At 62.4% G+C, this 16,817-nt stretch carries 9 protein-coding genes and 4 pseudogenes; 6 read left to right on the top strand and 7 right to left on the bottom strand.

Annotated features, from left to right (window positions below):
* Positions 1-24: 24 nt before the first annotated feature.
* Positions 25-918 (bottom strand): DNA/RNA non-specific endonuclease, encoded by an 894-nt coding sequence (locus tag ACFVTE_RS18230; RefSeq protein WP_387102750.1) that lies wholly within the window; start codon positions 916-918, stop codon positions 25-27.
* A gap of 248 nt (positions 919-1,166) precedes the next feature.
* Positions 1,167-1,577, bottom strand: a complete 411-nt coding sequence (locus tag ACFVTE_RS18225) for a DUF6855 family protein (RefSeq protein WP_387102748.1) — start codon at positions 1,575-1,577, stop codon at positions 1,167-1,169.
* A 219-nt stretch (positions 1,578-1,796) separates the two neighbouring features.
* On the opposite strand from ACFVTE_RS18225, the gene ACFVTE_RS18220 reads away from it, so the two are divergent.
* Positions 1,797-2,867, top strand: coding sequence for a glycoside hydrolase family 26 protein (locus ACFVTE_RS18220; RefSeq protein ID WP_387102746.1), 1,071 nt, complete (start codon positions 1,797-1,799; stop codon positions 2,865-2,867).
* A gap of 707 nt (positions 2,868-3,574) precedes the next feature.
* Here ACFVTE_RS18220 and ACFVTE_RS18215 read toward each other — a convergent pair.
* The 3 genes and pseudogenes from ACFVTE_RS18215 to ppsA all read right to left on the bottom strand — a co-directional run bounded on the left by ACFVTE_RS18215 (position 3,575) and on the right by ppsA (position 8,743).
* Complete coding sequence (locus tag ACFVTE_RS18215; protein ID WP_387102745.1) at positions 3,575-4,072, bottom strand: hypothetical protein; 498 nt, start codon at positions 4,070-4,072, stop codon at positions 3,575-3,577.
* Positions 4,073-5,501: 1,429 nt separating this feature from the next.
* Positions 5,502-6,343: pseudogene (locus ACFVTE_RS18210) on the bottom strand (pyruvate, water dikinase regulatory protein).
* Positions 6,344-8,743: pseudogene (gene ppsA, locus ACFVTE_RS18205) on the bottom strand (phosphoenolpyruvate synthase).
* Between the two features lie 375 nt (positions 8,744-9,118).
* Between ppsA and ACFVTE_RS18200 the strand changes: the two are divergent.
* The 3 genes and pseudogenes from ACFVTE_RS18200 to ACFVTE_RS18190 form a co-directional block, all read left to right on the top strand.
* On the top strand, positions 9,119-9,559 hold the full coding sequence (locus tag ACFVTE_RS18200) for a MarR family winged helix-turn-helix transcriptional regulator (RefSeq protein WP_387102743.1): 441 nt from the start codon (positions 9,119-9,121) through the stop codon (positions 9,557-9,559).
* Positions 9,549-10,937 (top strand): MFS transporter, encoded by a 1,389-nt coding sequence (locus ACFVTE_RS18195; RefSeq protein WP_387102742.1) that lies wholly within the window; start codon positions 9,549-9,551, stop codon positions 10,935-10,937. Before ACFVTE_RS18200 ends, ACFVTE_RS18195 begins: the two co-directional genes overlap by 11 nt.
* Positions 10,938-11,281: 344 nt before the next feature.
* A pseudogene (locus ACFVTE_RS18190) lies at positions 11,282-11,562 on the top strand (leucine zipper domain-containing protein); the annotation flags it as partial.
* Positions 11,563-12,218: 656 nt separating this feature from the next.
* Here the strand turns inward: ACFVTE_RS18190 and ACFVTE_RS18185 are convergent.
* Positions 12,219-12,365, bottom strand: a complete 147-nt coding sequence (locus ACFVTE_RS18185; RefSeq protein WP_387102740.1) for a hypothetical protein — start codon at positions 12,363-12,365, stop codon at positions 12,219-12,221.
* A gap of 262 nt (positions 12,366-12,627) precedes the next feature.
* Here ACFVTE_RS18185 and ACFVTE_RS18180 point away from each other — a divergent pair.
* Together ACFVTE_RS18180 and ACFVTE_RS18175 are read left to right on the top strand one after the other, a co-directional pair.
* A pseudogene (locus ACFVTE_RS18180) lies at positions 12,628-12,969 on the top strand (acyl-CoA thioesterase domain-containing protein); the annotation flags it as partial.
* Positions 12,970-13,260: 291 nt separating this feature from the next.
* Complete coding sequence (locus ACFVTE_RS18175) at positions 13,261-13,467, top strand: hypothetical protein (RefSeq protein WP_387102738.1); 207 nt, start codon at positions 13,261-13,263, stop codon at positions 13,465-13,467.
* A 613-nt stretch (positions 13,468-14,080) separates the two neighbouring features.
* Here the strand turns inward: ACFVTE_RS18175 and ACFVTE_RS18170 are convergent.
* Entirely contained in the window at positions 14,081-16,237 is a 2,157-nt protein-coding gene (locus ACFVTE_RS18170) for a glycogen debranching N-terminal domain-containing protein (RefSeq protein ID WP_387102736.1), read from the bottom strand.
* Positions 16,238-16,817 lie beyond the last annotated feature (580 nt).

Here is a 16,817-nt window from a genome sequence, read left to right as displayed (position 1 = left end):
CTACTGCAGCAGGAGCCGGAAAACCTAGTCTTCGAGGTCGAAGTCCAGGTCGAGGTCTTCGACGTCGCCCAACTCCCGCCAGGTCGATCCAACCTTGGCAGCACCGAGGGTAGCGGCGATAGGCATCCGGTCCACCTCGATCAGCTGGTCCAGGTCCAGGCCAGTCAGTTCGGCGATGTCCCGGATTGGTGCCTGAAAGGTGCGGAACGGACCCAGAGGCGGAACGTCCTCGACGGCCCCGGGCCGGGGCACATCCGGCAGCTTTGCCAGCTGCGGGGTCTGGTCGACCACGTATCCGGTGGCCGCGAGTTCGCCCTCGTGAATGAACACAGCGACCTTGAAGAAGCGCAGCGGGATGTCCACCCCCCGGTACACGGGATCGTGGTCACTGAAGATCGGGCCGGTAAACACCACGACGCGGCTGCGGTACTGGGCCGCATGCTCCTGCAGGTAGGACTCGATACCCAGCCACAGTTCCATGCCCTGGTTGAACCTGGCCGCCTGGGGCGCGGCGTTCGTGTAGTGGAAGGTGTCCTCGTTGGCCAGCTGTGCTTCATCCATGGTGTCACCCCAGACCGCCGAGGCCCTGCGGACAAGGTGGCCGCGGTCGATGTCGTTGCGGGCGTAGACCCGCTCCCCCGTCTGCTGGTCGGCCGGCAGTCGCGGGTCCAGCCGCCACTTGATCCCGGCCCGGTCCAGATCCCTGAGCTTCTCACCGTCCATCCCAAGCCCCGTCACGGCGGCGAGCCGCTTATCGGGGCGCACCAGCACGGAGAAATGCGTGTACGGCAACACGACAGTCTCCACACCGGCCAGGCCCGGCAGCGGCACACGCCGGCCCAGGAAATCCTCATCGAAGCCTTTCCGGCCGGCATAGTTGTTCGCCGTCACCGTAACGTCCTGCAGCAGTTCATCCATGCCCGGACATTACCAATCCGGTGTGACACACAGATGAACGGAGGCCCCCGGCAAGGGTGCGGGATCAGGGCACGAAGGCCGCGCAACTGTCCGCAGGGTGGGCCCGTCAGGATGCCCTGGGTGCCGGGGTGGCTGAGACCCACCCCGGCCAGGGCACCGTTCCCGGCCTGCGCCCCCACGCATGGCCGGGAACGGCACACGTGGTTGCCTCCGGCGGCCAAAAGGCCGGGACGGTTCGTGGAAGCGGGTCAATCGGGGTTGATCGCCCGGATGCTGTTGTTGCGTTTGTCGTGGGTGAGGTCGGCCAGGCCGAGGGCTTCGAGCAGCGGCGGAAGGTACATTCCGAACCGGCCGCGGTAGCCCTTGCGGAGCCCGTACCATCCGCCGGCCGGGTTGCCGGGGTCCCTGCCCCAGGCTTCGACCGTGCCGTTGGCCGCGGGCTTGTTTTCGTCCGCCGCGCCGAGTGGCACCCAGTCACCCTGGCCGAGGAGCCAGGTGTGCAGGTCCTCAACGGCGTTCAGCCGGTACTTCATTGTGGTGGACCCGACCTGGCAGACCAGCGCCCGCGGGTCCGCTTCCTCGTCCCGGTACATCGTGTATTGCGAGGTTCCCGGTGCCGTGGTCAGTGTCCAGGGGTCGTCTTTGGTGCCTTCTGCCATGGGTCCACATCCCGCCTTTGATTCGACCACTGTGATGGGCTTAGCCTACCCAACCGGGTCAGACGCCGCGGGAAACTGGGGTGGCATAGATTGGAGCCTGTGAATATCAGCTGGGGATGGATGACTATTACAGTCGCGGCAATATCGGGTCTTTTGGCCGGGTGCTCACCAGCACCCCAGCCCCAGGAGCCGCCGCCGCCGACAGCAGCCCAGTGCACGGTGCCCCCCGGGACCCAGCTGGCGCCGGCGTCGGGCATTCTCTCCGGCGTGAACCTGGACTGGGAGCACGAGACGCTGGCCCAGTACACCAAGGGCCTGGGCCGCAGGCCCGCCGTGGTGGTCAGCTTCACGCATTTTCCGTTCACCGCCGCCGACGAGACGAACCTCGAGGCCGCCTACGGACAGGTGCGGGCCGACGGCGGGATCCTGCTGCTGACCCTGGAGCCGCGCAAGGGCCTCGCCGCCGTGACCCAGGCGGCGACGGACGAACTGGCCGGCACGCTGGACCGGTTCAACAAAACCGGCGTTCCGGTGATCGTCAGGTTCGCCCACGAAATGAACGGATCCTGGTACGAATGGGGCCAAGAGCCGGCCGAGTACAAGGCCGCGTTCCGGCGGGTGGCCGGCTCCATCCACCGGCTCGCGCCGGGCAGCGCCACCATGTGGGCGCCGAACTACGGCGGCGGCTACCCGTTCGCAGGCGGGGCGCACCAGGCCGTGGCGGGAACAGCGGCGGCCGCGGCACTGGACACCAACGGGGACGGCGCCGTGACCGGAGCAGACGACCCGTACGCACCCTACTACCCGGGCGACGACGCCGTGGACTGGGTGGGGATGTCCCTCTACCACTGGGGCAACACCTACCCGTGGGGCGCCAATGTGGTGCCTGAACCCGGCAAGTTCCTGCAGCAACTGACCGGAAACTACAACGGCGACGGCGGCAACGACCTCGCCGTCCCCGACTTCTACGGCGAGTACGGCACCCAACGCGGCAAGCCGGTGGCGATCCCGGAGACCGCCGCGCTGAGCGTGCCCAGCCGCGGCGGGGCCAAGGAGCTGGCGATCAAGCAGGCCTGGTGGCGGCAGCTTTTCGACGCGCGGATCCCGAAGGACTATCCGCAGCTGAAGATGATCAACTGGTTCGAATGGAACAAGAATGAGGTGGAGGTCAAAGCCGTGGTCGACTGGCGCTCCGCCGGAACCCCTGCCATCGCCAAGGCGTACACCGCCGAACTGCCGGAATGGTTCCAGTTCGCCGCAGCGCCTAAGGAATGCACACCCGGGTCCTGACGGTGGTGACCGGGCCCGGAGCACCTGGGGGGAGTGCTGCCGGGCCCGGCATCCCACTCCTGCGGCGCCGCGCGCAGCACCACCGGTCGGGACGGGTCCACACTGGCTTTCCCGGGTTGGGAAAAATTGGTGGCCGACGCAAACAATGCCACAGCTGGCCACCCGGAGTGGGGGGTGGGCCGGCATCCGCCAGGATCCTGTGCGGCCTCTCCGATGTTCGAACTGGGAGTTGTGCCCGGCTGGCCTATGGGGCGGCTTTTGTCCCGCGGCGGAGGCCGCGGATGATTTTTGACGATGAGTAAGACCCCCGTAGCCGATGAGGACGGCGGCGCCCACGCTCAGCCAGAGGTCACGGTCGCTGTTGCCCACGGCGTTGGCGAGGAAGCCTGCGTACAGCACGACGTAGAGGAGCCTCCCCTGCACCTGGACTTCGCGGACACGGTTAGGATCGTTGACGTCGTTGTTGTCGCCCTTGGTGATCAGGGTCTTCCCGCCGGTCTGGGTGGAGCCGAACCCGACGATCCGGTACTACGCCACTGCAGGTTTTGCCGGACACGAGCTGGAACGTGACGATGTCACCGCAGGTCAGCCCGGTGAACGGTGTGGGCCGGACGACCAGGTATGTGCCCGCGGGGGGTACTTTGGCGCCACCCCGCTGGATTCCACGCGACCACCAGTGATGGGCAGCCGAAGACGACGTCGGAGGGTCAGCAGTGAACCGGGCTGTGGAACGCGGCGCCCCAGCTGAATTTGTCGGTGGCGCTGGGCCCGAAGCTCGCGTCCAGGATGATGCACTGGCCCCCGACCTTCTGTGTGTTCGTGTAGACCGGTCCCGCGTAGTAGGAGTAGTAGCCCCGCGAGGCGTCGTCGGGGCCGTATGAAGGGTAGTTCCCTATCAGGTTCTCGCGGTACATCTTCACACCGTATGTGGGGCCGTAAGCGTATGCCACGGAGCAGTTCTTCCGCAGTGAGGAGTTCCAGTACACATCAATGGAGCCTGTCTTCGTTCCCGGTCCCCCGAAGCGGTGGTCCTTGCTGTAAGTCGGCACAGTGATCGGGTGTGAGCCGATATACGCGTATCCGGTACCGCACGGGCCCGCCGCAGAGGCCGGAAGCGCAGCCATCAGGGACGCACCGGTTGTGACCGCGACCGCGGCAAGCAGCGTAAGACCCTTGAACTTCAGAACGGGCTGTGTGAACTTCATGAATTCTCCATCGTCATGGGGTGGATAAGTAACAGGCTGCAGAGCACGATCATATAAACACAACGAATGGATAAAAGACAGCGCGCCGCCCGTGGATCGGCGTGAGGGTGGCGTCGAGCCGCTCTCGATGTGACACGCAACAGGACAATGTCTGGAAACTCTGTCTCGAGATTCCCTGGCCAGGGATGAGTGGGTCCGTTGCAAGGACTGCGTTGTATCGGAGCAGCCCCGCCGGGTGGCCACGCTTGATGTGGATGCTGGTGAGGGGGCAGTTGCCCAGGGACGGCAACGACCCGCGGCAGCTCCCCAGCGGGATTCCGGGTCCGCGGCACAAGGCGAGCCGGCTGGCGTTGCACAGCCAGCCGTCCTGACCCGGCCACTAAACGCGGCCCTCCAGACCATTTGAACGGTGTGCTGGCAAGATCAGGATTCGCCCGCCTGCGCTTGCACAACATAAGCCGAATCCCACACAGAACGTGCCCCGCTGGTCATGCAGCCAGCCGGAAGCCCTGCCATGAACAGTCGTGGAAGCAAAAACAGGCAACGGCACAGCACGCGGCAGGTTACTCCCAACCCGACAAAGGTCATGCAGTTCCACCCCGGGTCGACCATGAATGAGCAGAACAGTCCACCACAACCGCACAGGAGGAACAGGATGAACAACCAACATCGAGCAGAAAAGAAATTTTCCGCCGAACGTTCTCAGATCATGTTGGCCAACCCAACAACGTCCATGAACAGGCACCAAAGAGCAAACACTCAAGCACAAGAACCAGGCAAGGAGGCAACAGGCCACAGCACCGGCCGCCACTAGGAAAGGCCCCCGAAGGGGCCCTTCACAACGCAATATGTGCACGCTCAGAGGCTAAAAAGCCCCTGAACAGGGAAAACACGTGCCCAAGGTGGGACTCGAACCAGCCGCTCCCCCTGAAAAACCGCCCCTCTCCCGAAAACATCCCCAGTCCGGCCCAGTCCGATGCCGGTACAACCGAATCCGAAGCCCCGGGTGTGCACATTGTGCACACCCTGGTTTGTGAGCATCTTGAGCCCCACAACCGAGTGTGACGGTCCTTTGGGCGTCATGATTCCCTCTCCGTCACGAGCCCCCTGCGACGTCCACTGGGACGACGTTGCCGGGCTCAGCCGAAATCCGCCGACGCCCGAAAATTGAGTTGAGCTGTGATTTGTGGAGCAAAACGGTTTAGGTTCAGCCTGAATCATAGCGTTGGGACCTCCTTCGAACTTCTCATGGACGGAGACGACGCAAGAAGCATGACCCGGACCCTCACCATGCCGAGCACTAGACGCGCAATAGACTCGCGCCTTCCAATATGACGAAATCTCCATTACCAGCGTTCTGAGATAGCCGAGGGAGGGGGTTAGTCAGAGGCTTGCCTTGGAAACGAGACGCAGGAAACCGCGAGCCTGTTTAGTGGTGTAGTTGCATGCGTTGGAGGACCGTGGCGGAGATTTCTTCGACTGACATGGTTGCGGAGTTGAGGTATGGGATGTTGTTGGCCCGGTACATGACTTCGGCGTTGCGTAGTTCGAAGGTGCATTGGTGCAGTGAGGCGTAGTTGCTTCCGGGGCGGCGTTCCTGGCGGATCTGGCTGAGCCGAACAGGTTGGGAGGTAAGCCCGAAACATTTGTTCGCAAAGGGTAGCAAGGGCTTGGGAAAGACCATGCTGTCGAAGTCTTCTTCTACCAGCGGGAAGTTGGCTGCGAGGATGCCGTGCTGCAGTGCCAGGTACATGGTGGTGGGGGTTTCCCGCACCGGGAGGGGGCGATTAAGATCAGTTCGGCGCGTTCGAGCGCGCGGAGGGATTGCCCGTCGTCGTGCTCAATGGCGTACTCGACCGCAGCCATTCGCGACTGATAGCGGACCGCGTCCCCGACGCCGTGCGCTTGCCCGGGCAGTCCGCTGGGCGGGGACCCGAGGGCTTGTTGCATCTGGCCGATGTGCGCGCCGAACAGGTCGAAGAAGTGCCCGGCGCTTTGTGCCAGGACGGCACGAACATCCGGGCTGACCGTTGTCGAAAATACCAGCGGCCGGGGCCCGGACGCGGCGACGCTGTCAATGGAGGCCACCACCTGGCGTGCCTGTTCGACGGTGGTGATGAACGGGATGGTCCGTCGTTCCAACCGCTGGGCGGGGAATTGGGTGAGCAGGGTGTTGCCGAGGGTTTCGGCTGTGATGCCGGTGCTATCGGAAAGAAAGAACACTGTGGGGGCGGACGGGTTGCCCTCCCCCACAGCGCGCGGCTCGGCCATTTAGACAGCGGTACGGCTGCCGGAGCGGGCAAGCCACAGCCAGGTCTCGGTCACGGCGTCCGGGTTCAGCGAGATCGAGCTGATCCCCTGTCCGAGCAGCCATTCGGCGAAGTCCGGGTGGTCGCTCGGGCCTTGGCCGCAGATGCCAACGTACCGGTCCTTGGCACGGCATGCGGCGATGGCAAGCTCCAGGAGCTTGGTCACGGCCGGATTCCGCTCGTCAAAGCCATCGGCGACCAACGCGGAGTCACGGTCCAGGCCCAGGGTAAGTTGGGTCAGGTCGTTGGAACCGATCGAGAATCCGTCGAAGTACTCCAGGAATTCATCAGCCAGCAGGGCGTTGGCGGGCAGTTCGCACATCATCACGATCTCCAGCCCGTTCTCACCCCGGCGGAGTCCGTTCGCGGCAAGTAGCTCGGTGACGCCGCGGGCTTCATCCAGGGTCCGCACGAACGGGACCATGAGCTTGATGTTGCTCAGACCCATCTCGTTCCGCACGTAGTTCAGGGCCTCGCACTCAAGTTCAAAGGCCTGGCGGAACGATGCGGACAGGTAGCGGGAGGCGCCCCGGTAGCCGATCATCGGGTTTTCCTCCTCCGGTTCGAAGGCCGCACCGCCAAGGAGGTTGGCGTACTCGTTGGACTTGAAGTCCGAGAGCCGGATGATCACCGGTTCGGGTGCAAACGCCGCAGCGATGGTGGAGATCCCCTCGGCCAGGCGCCGGACGTAGTAATCCCGTGGACCGTCGTAGGCTGCGGTTTTTTCCCGGATCTGCCGCACGGTGTAGTCATCCAGGGTTGCCGGGCGCTCGATCTCACTAGCGACGGCCAGCAGGGCGTTGGGATGGATGCCGATCTGTCGGTTGATGATGAATTCCAGCCGCGCCAAACCAACACCGTGGTTTGGGAGCTTGGCGAAACTGAATGCCTGTTCCGGGGTACCGACGTTCATCATGATCTTCAACGGCGCTTCAGGCATGGTCTCCAGGCTGGTCTCCTGCAGCGTGTAGTCCAGCAACCCCTCATACACCAGGCCGGCCTCGCCCTCAGCGCAGGACACCGTCACGGGCGTGCCGTCCTTGAGGATCTGGGAAGCATAGCCTGTGCCGACAACAGCGGGGATGCCCAGTTCCCGCGCGATGATGGCGGCGTGGCAGGTCCTGCCACCACGGTCCGTGACGATCGCTGCGGCCTTCTTCATGATCGGTTCCCAGTCCGGGTCTGTCATGTTCGCCACCAGAACATCGCCGTCTTGGAAGGACGCCATCTGGTCAATCGAGCTCAACACCCGCACCTGCCCGGCGCCGATCCGCTGACCGATCGCACGGCCCTCCACCAACACAGCGGACCTTTCCGTCAGCGTGTAACGGGAGATGGAGCCCGAAGATTTGCGGGACTCGACCGTCTCCGGGCGTGCCTGCAGGATGTACAGTTCCCCGTCCACGCCGTCCTTGCCCCACTCAATATCCATCGGCCGGCCGTAATGGGCCTCGATGGCCAGCGCGTGCCGGGCGAGCTGTTCAACCTCGGCATCGCTCAGGCTGAAACGCTTACGCAAATCTTCCGGGACCGGAACGAAATCAACCGTCCTGCCCACTTCAGCGGAGTCCGTGTACACCACCTGCAAGGCCTTCTCCCCCAGACCGCGCTTGAGTACTGCCGGACGACCGGCGGCCAGGGCGGGTTTGTGGACGTAGAACTCGTCCGGATTCACAGCACCCTGCACCACCGCTTCACCGAGCCCGTACGAGGAGGTGATGAACACGGCGTCCTTGAACCCGGTCTCGGTGTCCGGTGAACATGACACCGGAGGCGCCGACGTCGGAACGCACCATTCGCTGCACACCCGCCGACAGCGCCACTTCCGCATGGGTGAAACCGTGGTGGACCCGGTAGGCGATCGCCCTGTCGTTGTACAAGGATGCAAAAACATCCTTGATCGCCAAAAGGATGTTTTCGATACCTCGGATGTTCAAAAACGTCTCCTGCTGCCCGGCAAAGGACGCATCCGGCAGGTCCTCGGCCGTGGCGCTCGAACGCACCGCCCACGACACGTCCGCGCCATGCTCGGCGGTCAAACGATGATAGGCGGAACGGATTTCCTCTTCGAAGCCGGCCGGGAACGGAGCAGTTCGGATCAGATCCCGTATCTGCTGGCCGATGCGAGCCAAAGCGGCCACATCGCCGCTATCCAAGCCTTCCAGAATATTTCCAATCCGGGCACCCAGGCCAGACTCACTCAAAAACCGTCGATAAGCATCGGCCGTCGTCGCAAAGCCGTCCGGAACCTTCACCCCCGCAGAGGCGAGGCTTCGAACCATTTCGCCAAGAGAAGCATTTTGCCGCCAACCTGGTCAAGGTCAGACAGGCCAAGATCACAAAACCAGAGAACGTCAGTCATAAAGGGTGTCCTTCGTTGGGCACGCGCTGACAAGCGCTAAAAACTAGGTCATGCAAGGATCCCTGTCCCTGTTTCCCGTACGCAAATAGATGTGGCGCACACAACATCGGAGGGGTAATAAAGGGCTCCCGTAGACGACGTTATTGAGCCTCATGCATGTCGATTGACGAAGCAACGTGAAGTGGGCTCGCGCTCGGTATGACAGATGGGCAGCTGTTTGGGAGTCACTGCTGGCAGAACGCTGAAGGCACGGCGAGTCGGGTTTGTTGGTGTCGGGAGTGGGACTTCGAGATGTTGTGGATCACGCCTGCATCTCCTCGACGCTTGTGCCGAAAATCACAACAAGCTTGTACAAGTTACTTGTACAATCTAGGAATGGGCATAAACGATTACGAGCGGCAGTTGGCTTCGGATCTGTTTGAGGCGTTGCATCCGCTACTGCGCGTGATTCATGCGACACGGACATTATCGCAGGGCAAGTTAGGGATCCTGCGGGTTCTATCCGAGCATGGACGGACCACGACGACGGCACTTGCCAAAAGCGTCGGAGTGAGCCAACAGGGCGTCTCTCTGGCGGCGAACGAACTGGAATCGGCGGGATTTGTCGAGCGGTTGAAGGATGAAACAGATAAGAGGAAAGTTTGGCTTCAGCTGACGGAACGAGGTAGTGAAAAGCTGTCTGCCGAATCGAACATGGGTCGCTTGGTACTGGAACGAATGATCACCACATCCTTGACCGAGGACGACCGGGTCATCGCAGAGGCCGCCATTCCTGTACTGCGTAAAATCAGCCAGGAGCGCTCCGATGACCATTAGCCGATCCCGACTGGTTCCAGCGCTGATCTACGCGGCCCTTTCCACAGCGGTCGTCAGTTCCTTGGGCATGCTCCTCGTGCCGTCAATCTCCCTTGAGATGGACGTTGATGTCAGCACCGCACAATGGATGTTGACCGTGAACCTGCTCGTAGGCGCCATTGCTACACCTGTGATGGGCAGGTTAAGCGACGGCCCACATAAGAAAAAACTCTTGCTGTCCTCTCTCGCGATCATCCTTGCCGGTTCCGTAATCGCTGCTGCGGCACCGAATTTCTTGGTCTTCCTTATCGGCCGCGCCTTGCAGGGACTCACCTATGGCATCGTGCCGGTGACGATTGCCTTAGCACGCCGTTACGTTGAAGCAGAGCGTATACAACCATCAATCTCGACCCTGTCGGTGACCGTCGCCTCAGGAATTGGCATCGGATACCCGCTTACTGGCATCATCGCCGGCACATGGGACTATCACTTCGCCTTCTGGTTCGCAGCCCTTTTTGTTCTCAGCGCTGTCCTCATCGTGTGGCGGTTGATACCCGATGGGCCAGATGAGAAAGCACTCACCATCTCGTTCGATTTCATCGGAGCGTGCTATCTCGGGCTCGGCCTTGCGCTGCTCCTACTGGGCATCAGCGAAGGACCGAAATGGGGCTGGTTATCGGCAGGGACCCTCGCATGCCTGATCCTCGCGGCAGTCATACTCGCAGCATGGATCCGACTTGAGTTGGCACTACGCCATCCAATTATTAATCTGCGCGCACTCAGCAACGGTGACGTACTCCTGGCCAACCTCGCAGCCATCGGCCTGGGCGCGGCCCTATACATAGGGCTTTCCGTGGCAAGCCTAGTCGCCCAGGCACCCAAGTTGACCGGCTACGGCTTAGCGTTGCCACTCTTCTGGGCGGGGTTCGTCATGTTTCCCCTATCGGTGGGCAGTTTTGTCGCCAACAGAATCGTAAGGCACGTCGCTCACCGAACAGGCTTGGCGCCCTTGTTGCCTGTAGGTGCCCTCCTCATGGCCGCAGCTGGCACTTTGCTTTGGTTTGCACATACGCAGCTGTGGGAAATTCTGCTTGGCATGCTCGTCTTCGGCCTAGGCATGGGTGCAAGCTATGCAGCCATGCCTGCACTGATCGCTAGAAGCGTCGCAGCAGAAGAACTCGGAAGCTCCGTAAGCTTTAACCAAGTGCTCCGCACCATCGGCAGCTCGTTCGGCACGGCAGCCTCCGCAGCCGTAATCGCAGCGCGCTCCACCGATGCCCACCAGCCGTCTGCCCAAGGAATCAACACGACGTTCGAAATCGGCGCGATACTTTGCCTCCTCCTGAGTGCCGCTCTCCTGACAAACTCACTCCTCAAAAAACACACTGCCCGCACCTAACCGGAGCATTCCCCAAACCGTTCAAGCGAACCTGGACTGGTGGATTACCAAGATTTCCCTGATGGTCGACTTGTGCGCGGCGGCGAAGATCGCCGAGGTTGTAGCCTCCCTGGTCGGCACTCAGCGCCTGGACCGGCAGAACTCTGGACCAGAATGAAGATATCCGGTGGAACACCCCGGTTCTCGACAAAGCGCGAGAGCGTGAACCCGTGCAACTCAAGCCCAGGCTCTCGCGGCCTAGCTGTACTGTCCCGGCAGGTTGATGACACTGGGATTGATTTGACGCAATAAGAGGACCTCCGGGTGTCGTGTGGTGCTTGTCGAGAGCGAACACAAACCAGGAGATCCTCGCGTCCCACCGTAACGCGTTTTTGGCTCATTCGGGTCGTCTGCAGCTGCCCCGCGTCGTGGTCGACGGCTGGCCGTCGCGCCATGCGACCGAAGATTCCACGCCTCGATCCCGACCGCGTCGCGCTGGTCACGCAGATATCGCAAGCTGGGCGACGCCCGCTCGGAGGACCGCCGGAGCCGGCCGCTGCGCTGCCCGCACCGGAGAACGATACACACCGAGCGGCGGGTGCTGGGACGGCGGGTGAACAGGCGCTGGGGCCCAGCCAGGATTGCGTAGCATCTGCACTTGAACGTCTCCACGGTCCACCGGATCCCGACCCGCTACCTGTGCCCGCCGCTAGTTTCACGGATCCGGCCGCCGGGATCGGGGTCCGCGGCCGGGACCGCGCCCGCCGGGCCAACTGTCGGGGGGCGCGGGCTGCGGTACGCGAAGTCCTGGATGGAATGCAGTGCCCGCTTCTATGTCCAGCAACGGTGTAAGGCCGCTCAGGTGGAAGGGGTAGTTGCGCCGAGGATCACGTGCGGGTCCGTCTGCTCTGACCCGGCTACCGCGCTGGCGTTCAGCATCGCGACTGGTTCTCCGGCCAGCGCGACCAAGATCCGGGCCAGGATGCAGGCGCAACCGTGGCGCTGTCTGGCGAGGTGAGTGCTGACGGGAAAGAGGAAAAGGTCAGAAGCACCCGGAGCGGTTTCAGTCGCCCGAACGCTGAATAGCTCCGGATGAACTGCCGCATGCCAGTAGAAGTGTTCCACAGAATCTACAGACTAGAACCCGGTGATCCCGTCTTGAGTCTCTGGACGCTGAAGTCCGCATCGTCGCAGGGCCTGAGCTGATTGGAAGGCGTGCCGGGCATCAGCCCGACATATGGATGGGTCACCGGCTTTGGAAGCGGCCATCTTGGCAGACGCAATCCCCCAGCAGCGGCGGCGCTATCCGACGAGGGGCTTGCCGCCGGGGTTGCAGACGAAGAAATGGGGCTGTTCCACTGGAGCAAAGGGAACAATCAACCATTTGTTTCCGTAGTACTCCACGTACGAATCCGACGGGCAGAGGGAGAATGCTTCTTCGCGTGTCATTTTGATCCTCCAAACGTCTAATAAATATATAAAATATTATGCATCATGCGCCCCGGGTTAGTCCACACCAAAGGCTCCCCGAGAAGCCATGGCGGTACGTGGGTGAACTACGAGCGACGCGCTGAATGCCGGCCGCAAGAGTCGGAGCCAGCATTCCCTGAATGAGCCCTTGGTAGCCAAGCGCGAATCGTTTATCTATACGATCGGGCGGTAGGGTGGGCCGGCAGGGCATCACATATAATGCATTCTATGAGGCAAAACGATAGCCCAGACCGCGCAATGGCGAGTTGCACGGGGGTGGCGAGCGCATGACGGCAGCCAGCTCGTTCTACCGGCTGGAAGGCGGCGCACTCGTACCCTCCCCGCGGCGTCCAGCGGCTGGAACTCTAGCCATATCCGTGGACCAGCAATTACGGCGATCCTGGCGCGGGCGGCCGAGAGGGCATGCACGACGGGGGAACGCCTGCCGGCACGGGCTTCCTTTGAGCTCTTTCGTCCCGCGCTCATGGTTCCCTCGACCACTCGCACGACCGTTGTACGGTCCGGCCGACGACTCTCCCTTGTCGATAGCGAGCTTGTCCAAAACGACATCGTGGTCGCTCGTGCTCACGTCCTCTTGCTGGCCGCGTCTGCGAACCCTGAAGGACTGCTCTGGGAACCAGACGCTCATCTGCCCGCGCCTGCGGCAGGCACTCCGGCCGACGGGGAAGGCCGTCTCTACCGGAGCGGCTCAGGTTCATGGACATCCTCCGCGACGGACCACAATAACGGCCAGCCGAAGTCGGTCTGGCAGGAGCCCCGCCCCGTTGTGCAGGGCGAGGTGCCGACTCCATTCCAGTGTGTTGCGGCAACCAGCGATCTCACCAGTTTGGTCGTCCACTGGGGCGATCGGGGCGTGGAGTTCATCAATGCTGACGTCACGGTCGGACTCTCCCGCATGCCGCTCGCCCAGGGAGTCGGCATCTCCATCAGCCACCGCACGGCGGATGCTGGGATCTCCACGGGGACAGGCGTGCTCTTTGACCGCCACGGCGCCTCTGGTTCCGCGAGCGTTGTAGGACTTGCCAATGCGCGGAATGCGGTCCGTGTCGGGCGGCCATAACTACTGGCCCCTTCGTCAGGCCTTCAAGGGCTTGCCGAATTCAGCCAGCACTTCTCATGCGGGGTGACCGGGCACGGACGATCCCACCCCGGAACAGCAGCCTCAGCGGCTGTGAACCTGGGCGCCAGCCCAGGGCTGCTGAAGCGCGCCGTCGACGACGACGGCGTCCGGCTAACGATATTGGCGTGGGCAATTGCGACGCCTAGGGCTCTGGCGGTGCGGTTTGGAAGAGCCTGCAACTGCAGCCAAGTTAGGGGTCTCTAGGCGGTGAGGGGTCTGCAGCATGATCGCAGCGAATATGCCATAAAAGCGCTGCAGGCCCCGCACGTTCTGCCCCGAGTAGCCATGACTGGCTGAACCGACTCCGGGATCAATGCTTCACCCGGAGAGCTGCTCGGCCTCTTACGGGGAAGTACTGCACGTCCCGGCGCCATGCCCCTTCGTCGGCGGCGCGTCCGCACCGTGGCCTTTTTGGGGCTGGCTGGCACGGACCGCGGAGGCACGCGGTCAGGCGACGATTTCGGCGCCATCTTGCCGCCATCCGTCCGCGCGGTGGTGCGAGCTTTCGATGAACGGCGAAGGCCTAACGCCGAATGGATGCCTTGCGCCGGCGCTACGTCCCCCGTTGCTGTTTGCTCTGCTCCATGGCTTCGGTCAGCCACGGCCGGTGCCCGCGATGAAAAACGATGCCCTCGGGGAGTCCTTCTACGGACGGTACTGAGTTGGCAATGTCGATCGTGATCCGGCCGCTGGCCAAAGGCGCATTAGTAATGTGCAGGTCGCCGTAGGACTTGGGAAGTACGGGATCCATCCACAGGCTACCGCGGGAAACATGGGTGTCGTACCGCATCAGGCTCGTTACTAGGTGAATAGGGGTGGTCGCGGCCCAGGCCTGCGGCGAGCATGCCGTCGGATAGGGCACGGGCGCGGTGAACTGGTCCCGGCTTAACCCGCAGAACAACTCTGGGAGGCGGCCGCCGGAGTAGTCTGCCGCCTCGAGTAGCGCGGTGGATATCCGCTGCGCTTCGGCGACGTAGCCATATCGCAGCAGTCCGGTTGCGATGATTGCATTGTCGTGCGGCCAAACGGATCCGTTGTGATAGCTGGCGGGGTTGTAGGCGCCCATGTCACTTGCCAGGGTTCGTACTCCCCAGCCGCTGAACATTTCTGCGGACATCAGACGTTCGGCGACCAGTGGGACCTTGTCCTCATCTACCAGACCCAGCCATAGGCAGTGGCCCATGTTGGAAGCGCATGCGTCGACCTGTCGCTTCCTGCCGTCCAGGGCAATGGCGTAGTATCCGCGGTCAGGCATCCAGAACGCTTCATTGAACCGCTTCTTAAACTTCGCCGCCCGATCAGCGAGTCCGTCCGCTAAAGTCACGTCACCGGCGTCGTAAGCGATCCGGGCGCGCGCCAAGTAGGCAGTGTAGACGTATGCCTGCACCTCGCAGAGCGCAATCGGTGGCTCGGCCAAAGTCCCGTCGGCAAAGTTGATGCCGTCCCATGAGTCCTTCCAACCCTGATTGATCAGCCCTCGGTCGTTAAGACGCTCGTACTCGACGAACCCGTCGCCGTCCTTGTCCCCGTATTCGTATATCCAGTCCAGCGCGCGGTCCGCATGGGGCAACAGTGCATTGATGGTATCCGCGGCGAATCCCCAACGGCTGACAGCCCCGAGCACCATCACAAACAGGGGCGTCGCATCGACGCTGCCGTAGTACGCGGATTTTCCGCCCAGCGCTAATCCGCTGGAGACATCGAGACGGACCTCGTGCAGAATCTTGCCGGGTTCCTCTTCGCTCATTGGGTCCACCCTGGTCCCTTGGCGTTCCGCCAGCGTCTGCAGGGTTCCCAAGGCCAGAGAGGGGTCCACCGGCAATGCCATCAGCGACGCCAGTAGCGAGTCGCGACCGAAAAGAGTCATGAACCATGGTGCGCCAGCGGCCACCACCACGCGGTCCGGGTGGTTCGGGTCCTCGATGCGAAGGGCGCCCAGGTCGTCGTAGCTGTGCCGAAGAGTCCGTTCGATCGACCCATTTCCCATCTGCAGCACCGGAATCTTCGCTACCCATTCCCTCCGACGCCTGTCACTCGGGGACAGCTCTTCTGAGTCCCGACGGACAAACAATGCTGCGGGGCTGACTCCGTCAGAGAGGGGCATCACGCTGAGCACGGACGTCCATTTGCCGTGTGGGGGGATGGAAACCCGGTACGTGACGGCCTCTTGGCCGACGTCCGCTCCAGGGGCTTGGACCATCATGGCCTTGCGGATTTCCTTCCATGCAGCCCGGATTGTCAGTGCATCACCGGCGACTTGACGTGTTTCGTCCCAGTGTCGCTGGATCCGCGCTTCTTTCACTTCGAAGAGATCCGCAAAATCACACTCGACACTCAGTGAAATGAGGCACTCGGAAGAATCCCGGCTGTAGTTTCGTATCGTAATCTGCTCCAGGATCCCTGCGCCCACTTCACGCAGTCGCTCCACGAACAGCGGGCTGTCCGCGTACCCATCGGAGCGTGCAACGCGACAGGCAAACAGTGCACGGTACGGCTCCTTCGTCTCTGCTGCCAGAGGCTCCAGCGCCTGTCCATTTACGGTCAGGCTCCAGCCGGACAGGATGCGCGTGTCCTGGAAAAAAACCCCGTGCGGAAATGCAGGATGGATGTCGCCGTTCGGCGACGAGATACAGAAGGACGTGCCCTCCACCAAAGTGACCGTTCCTGCACCCAACGGCCCGGCCGCGGTTTCAGCGTTCCATCCCGGCATTCCCGGCTCCTTCGACCGATTGACCGGGGCCCCGCCGCCGCACTGCCGACCCCGGCGCGGATCACCGCATTCTCGATTTTTGATCGACACTACGCCCGTCCTGTCCCTGGCACCAGAGGGAAGTGACGTCAGGCAACCTCGATTAGGACCTTTGGTTTCAGATCCAATTGGTCAATCCCAAATCAGCCTCATGTTCTGGCATTCGTTCATCGCACCAGCCAGCGCGGTAAGAAGCCTGGGCGGACCGGGCGAGTGTGTTGGCGGAGACTTTCCACGGCAGACTTGATTGGTCGACTCCTCGCTTGCACAGCCGCAGCTGACTTGAAACGCAGCAATATGTCGACACCTCTACAGTGGCGACGTTCGCCAAGCTCAAGAGTTGCGATAGTTGGGAGTCAAGCAGCGCCGCCGTGGCTGTTCAACCATGAACTCGAAACCTTGGCTGTCCAACTCAGGCGTTCTCGAAACCTTGGCTGTCCAACTCAGGCGTTGGTGTTGATGGCTTCTGCCAGAGCGATGACTCCCTCGGCGGTCTTCACGTGGGCGATGTCGATGTGCTGGCCTTCGAAGTCGACTGCCG

It is taken from the genome of Arthrobacter sp. NPDC058097 (assembly GCF_042884885.1).
Lineage (GTDB): Bacteria > Actinomycetota > Actinomycetes > Actinomycetales > Micrococcaceae > Arthrobacter.
This window is presented reverse-complemented; position numbering and strand designations above follow the sequence as displayed.

Excerpts from the sequence above, each read along its gene's own strand:
- ACFVTE_RS18195 (WP_387102742.1), top strand. The coding sequence starts at position 9,549 with ATGACCATTAGCCGATCCCGACTGGTTCCAGCGCTGATCTACGCGGCC.
- ACFVTE_RS18185 (WP_387102740.1), bottom strand. The coding sequence starts at position 12,365 with ATGACACGCGAAGAAGCATTCTCCCTCTGCCCGTCGGATTCGTACGTG.
- ACFVTE_RS18170 (WP_387102736.1), bottom strand. The coding sequence starts at position 16,237 with ATGCCGGGATGGAACGCTGAAACCGCGGCCGGGCCGTTGGGTGCAGGA.
- ACFVTE_RS18215 (WP_387102745.1), bottom strand. The coding sequence starts at position 4,072 with ATGAAGTTCACACAGCCCGTTCTGAAGTTCAAGGGTCTTACGCTGCTT.
- ACFVTE_RS18225 (WP_387102748.1), bottom strand. The coding sequence starts at position 1,577 with ATGGCAGAAGGCACCAAAGACGACCCCTGGACACTGACCACGGCACCG.
- ACFVTE_RS18200 (WP_387102743.1), top strand. The coding sequence starts at position 9,119 with ATGGGCATAAACGATTACGAGCGGCAGTTGGCTTCGGATCTGTTTGAG.
- ACFVTE_RS18230 (WP_387102750.1), bottom strand. The coding sequence starts at position 918 with ATGGATGAACTGCTGCAGGACGTTACGGTGACGGCGAACAACTATGCC.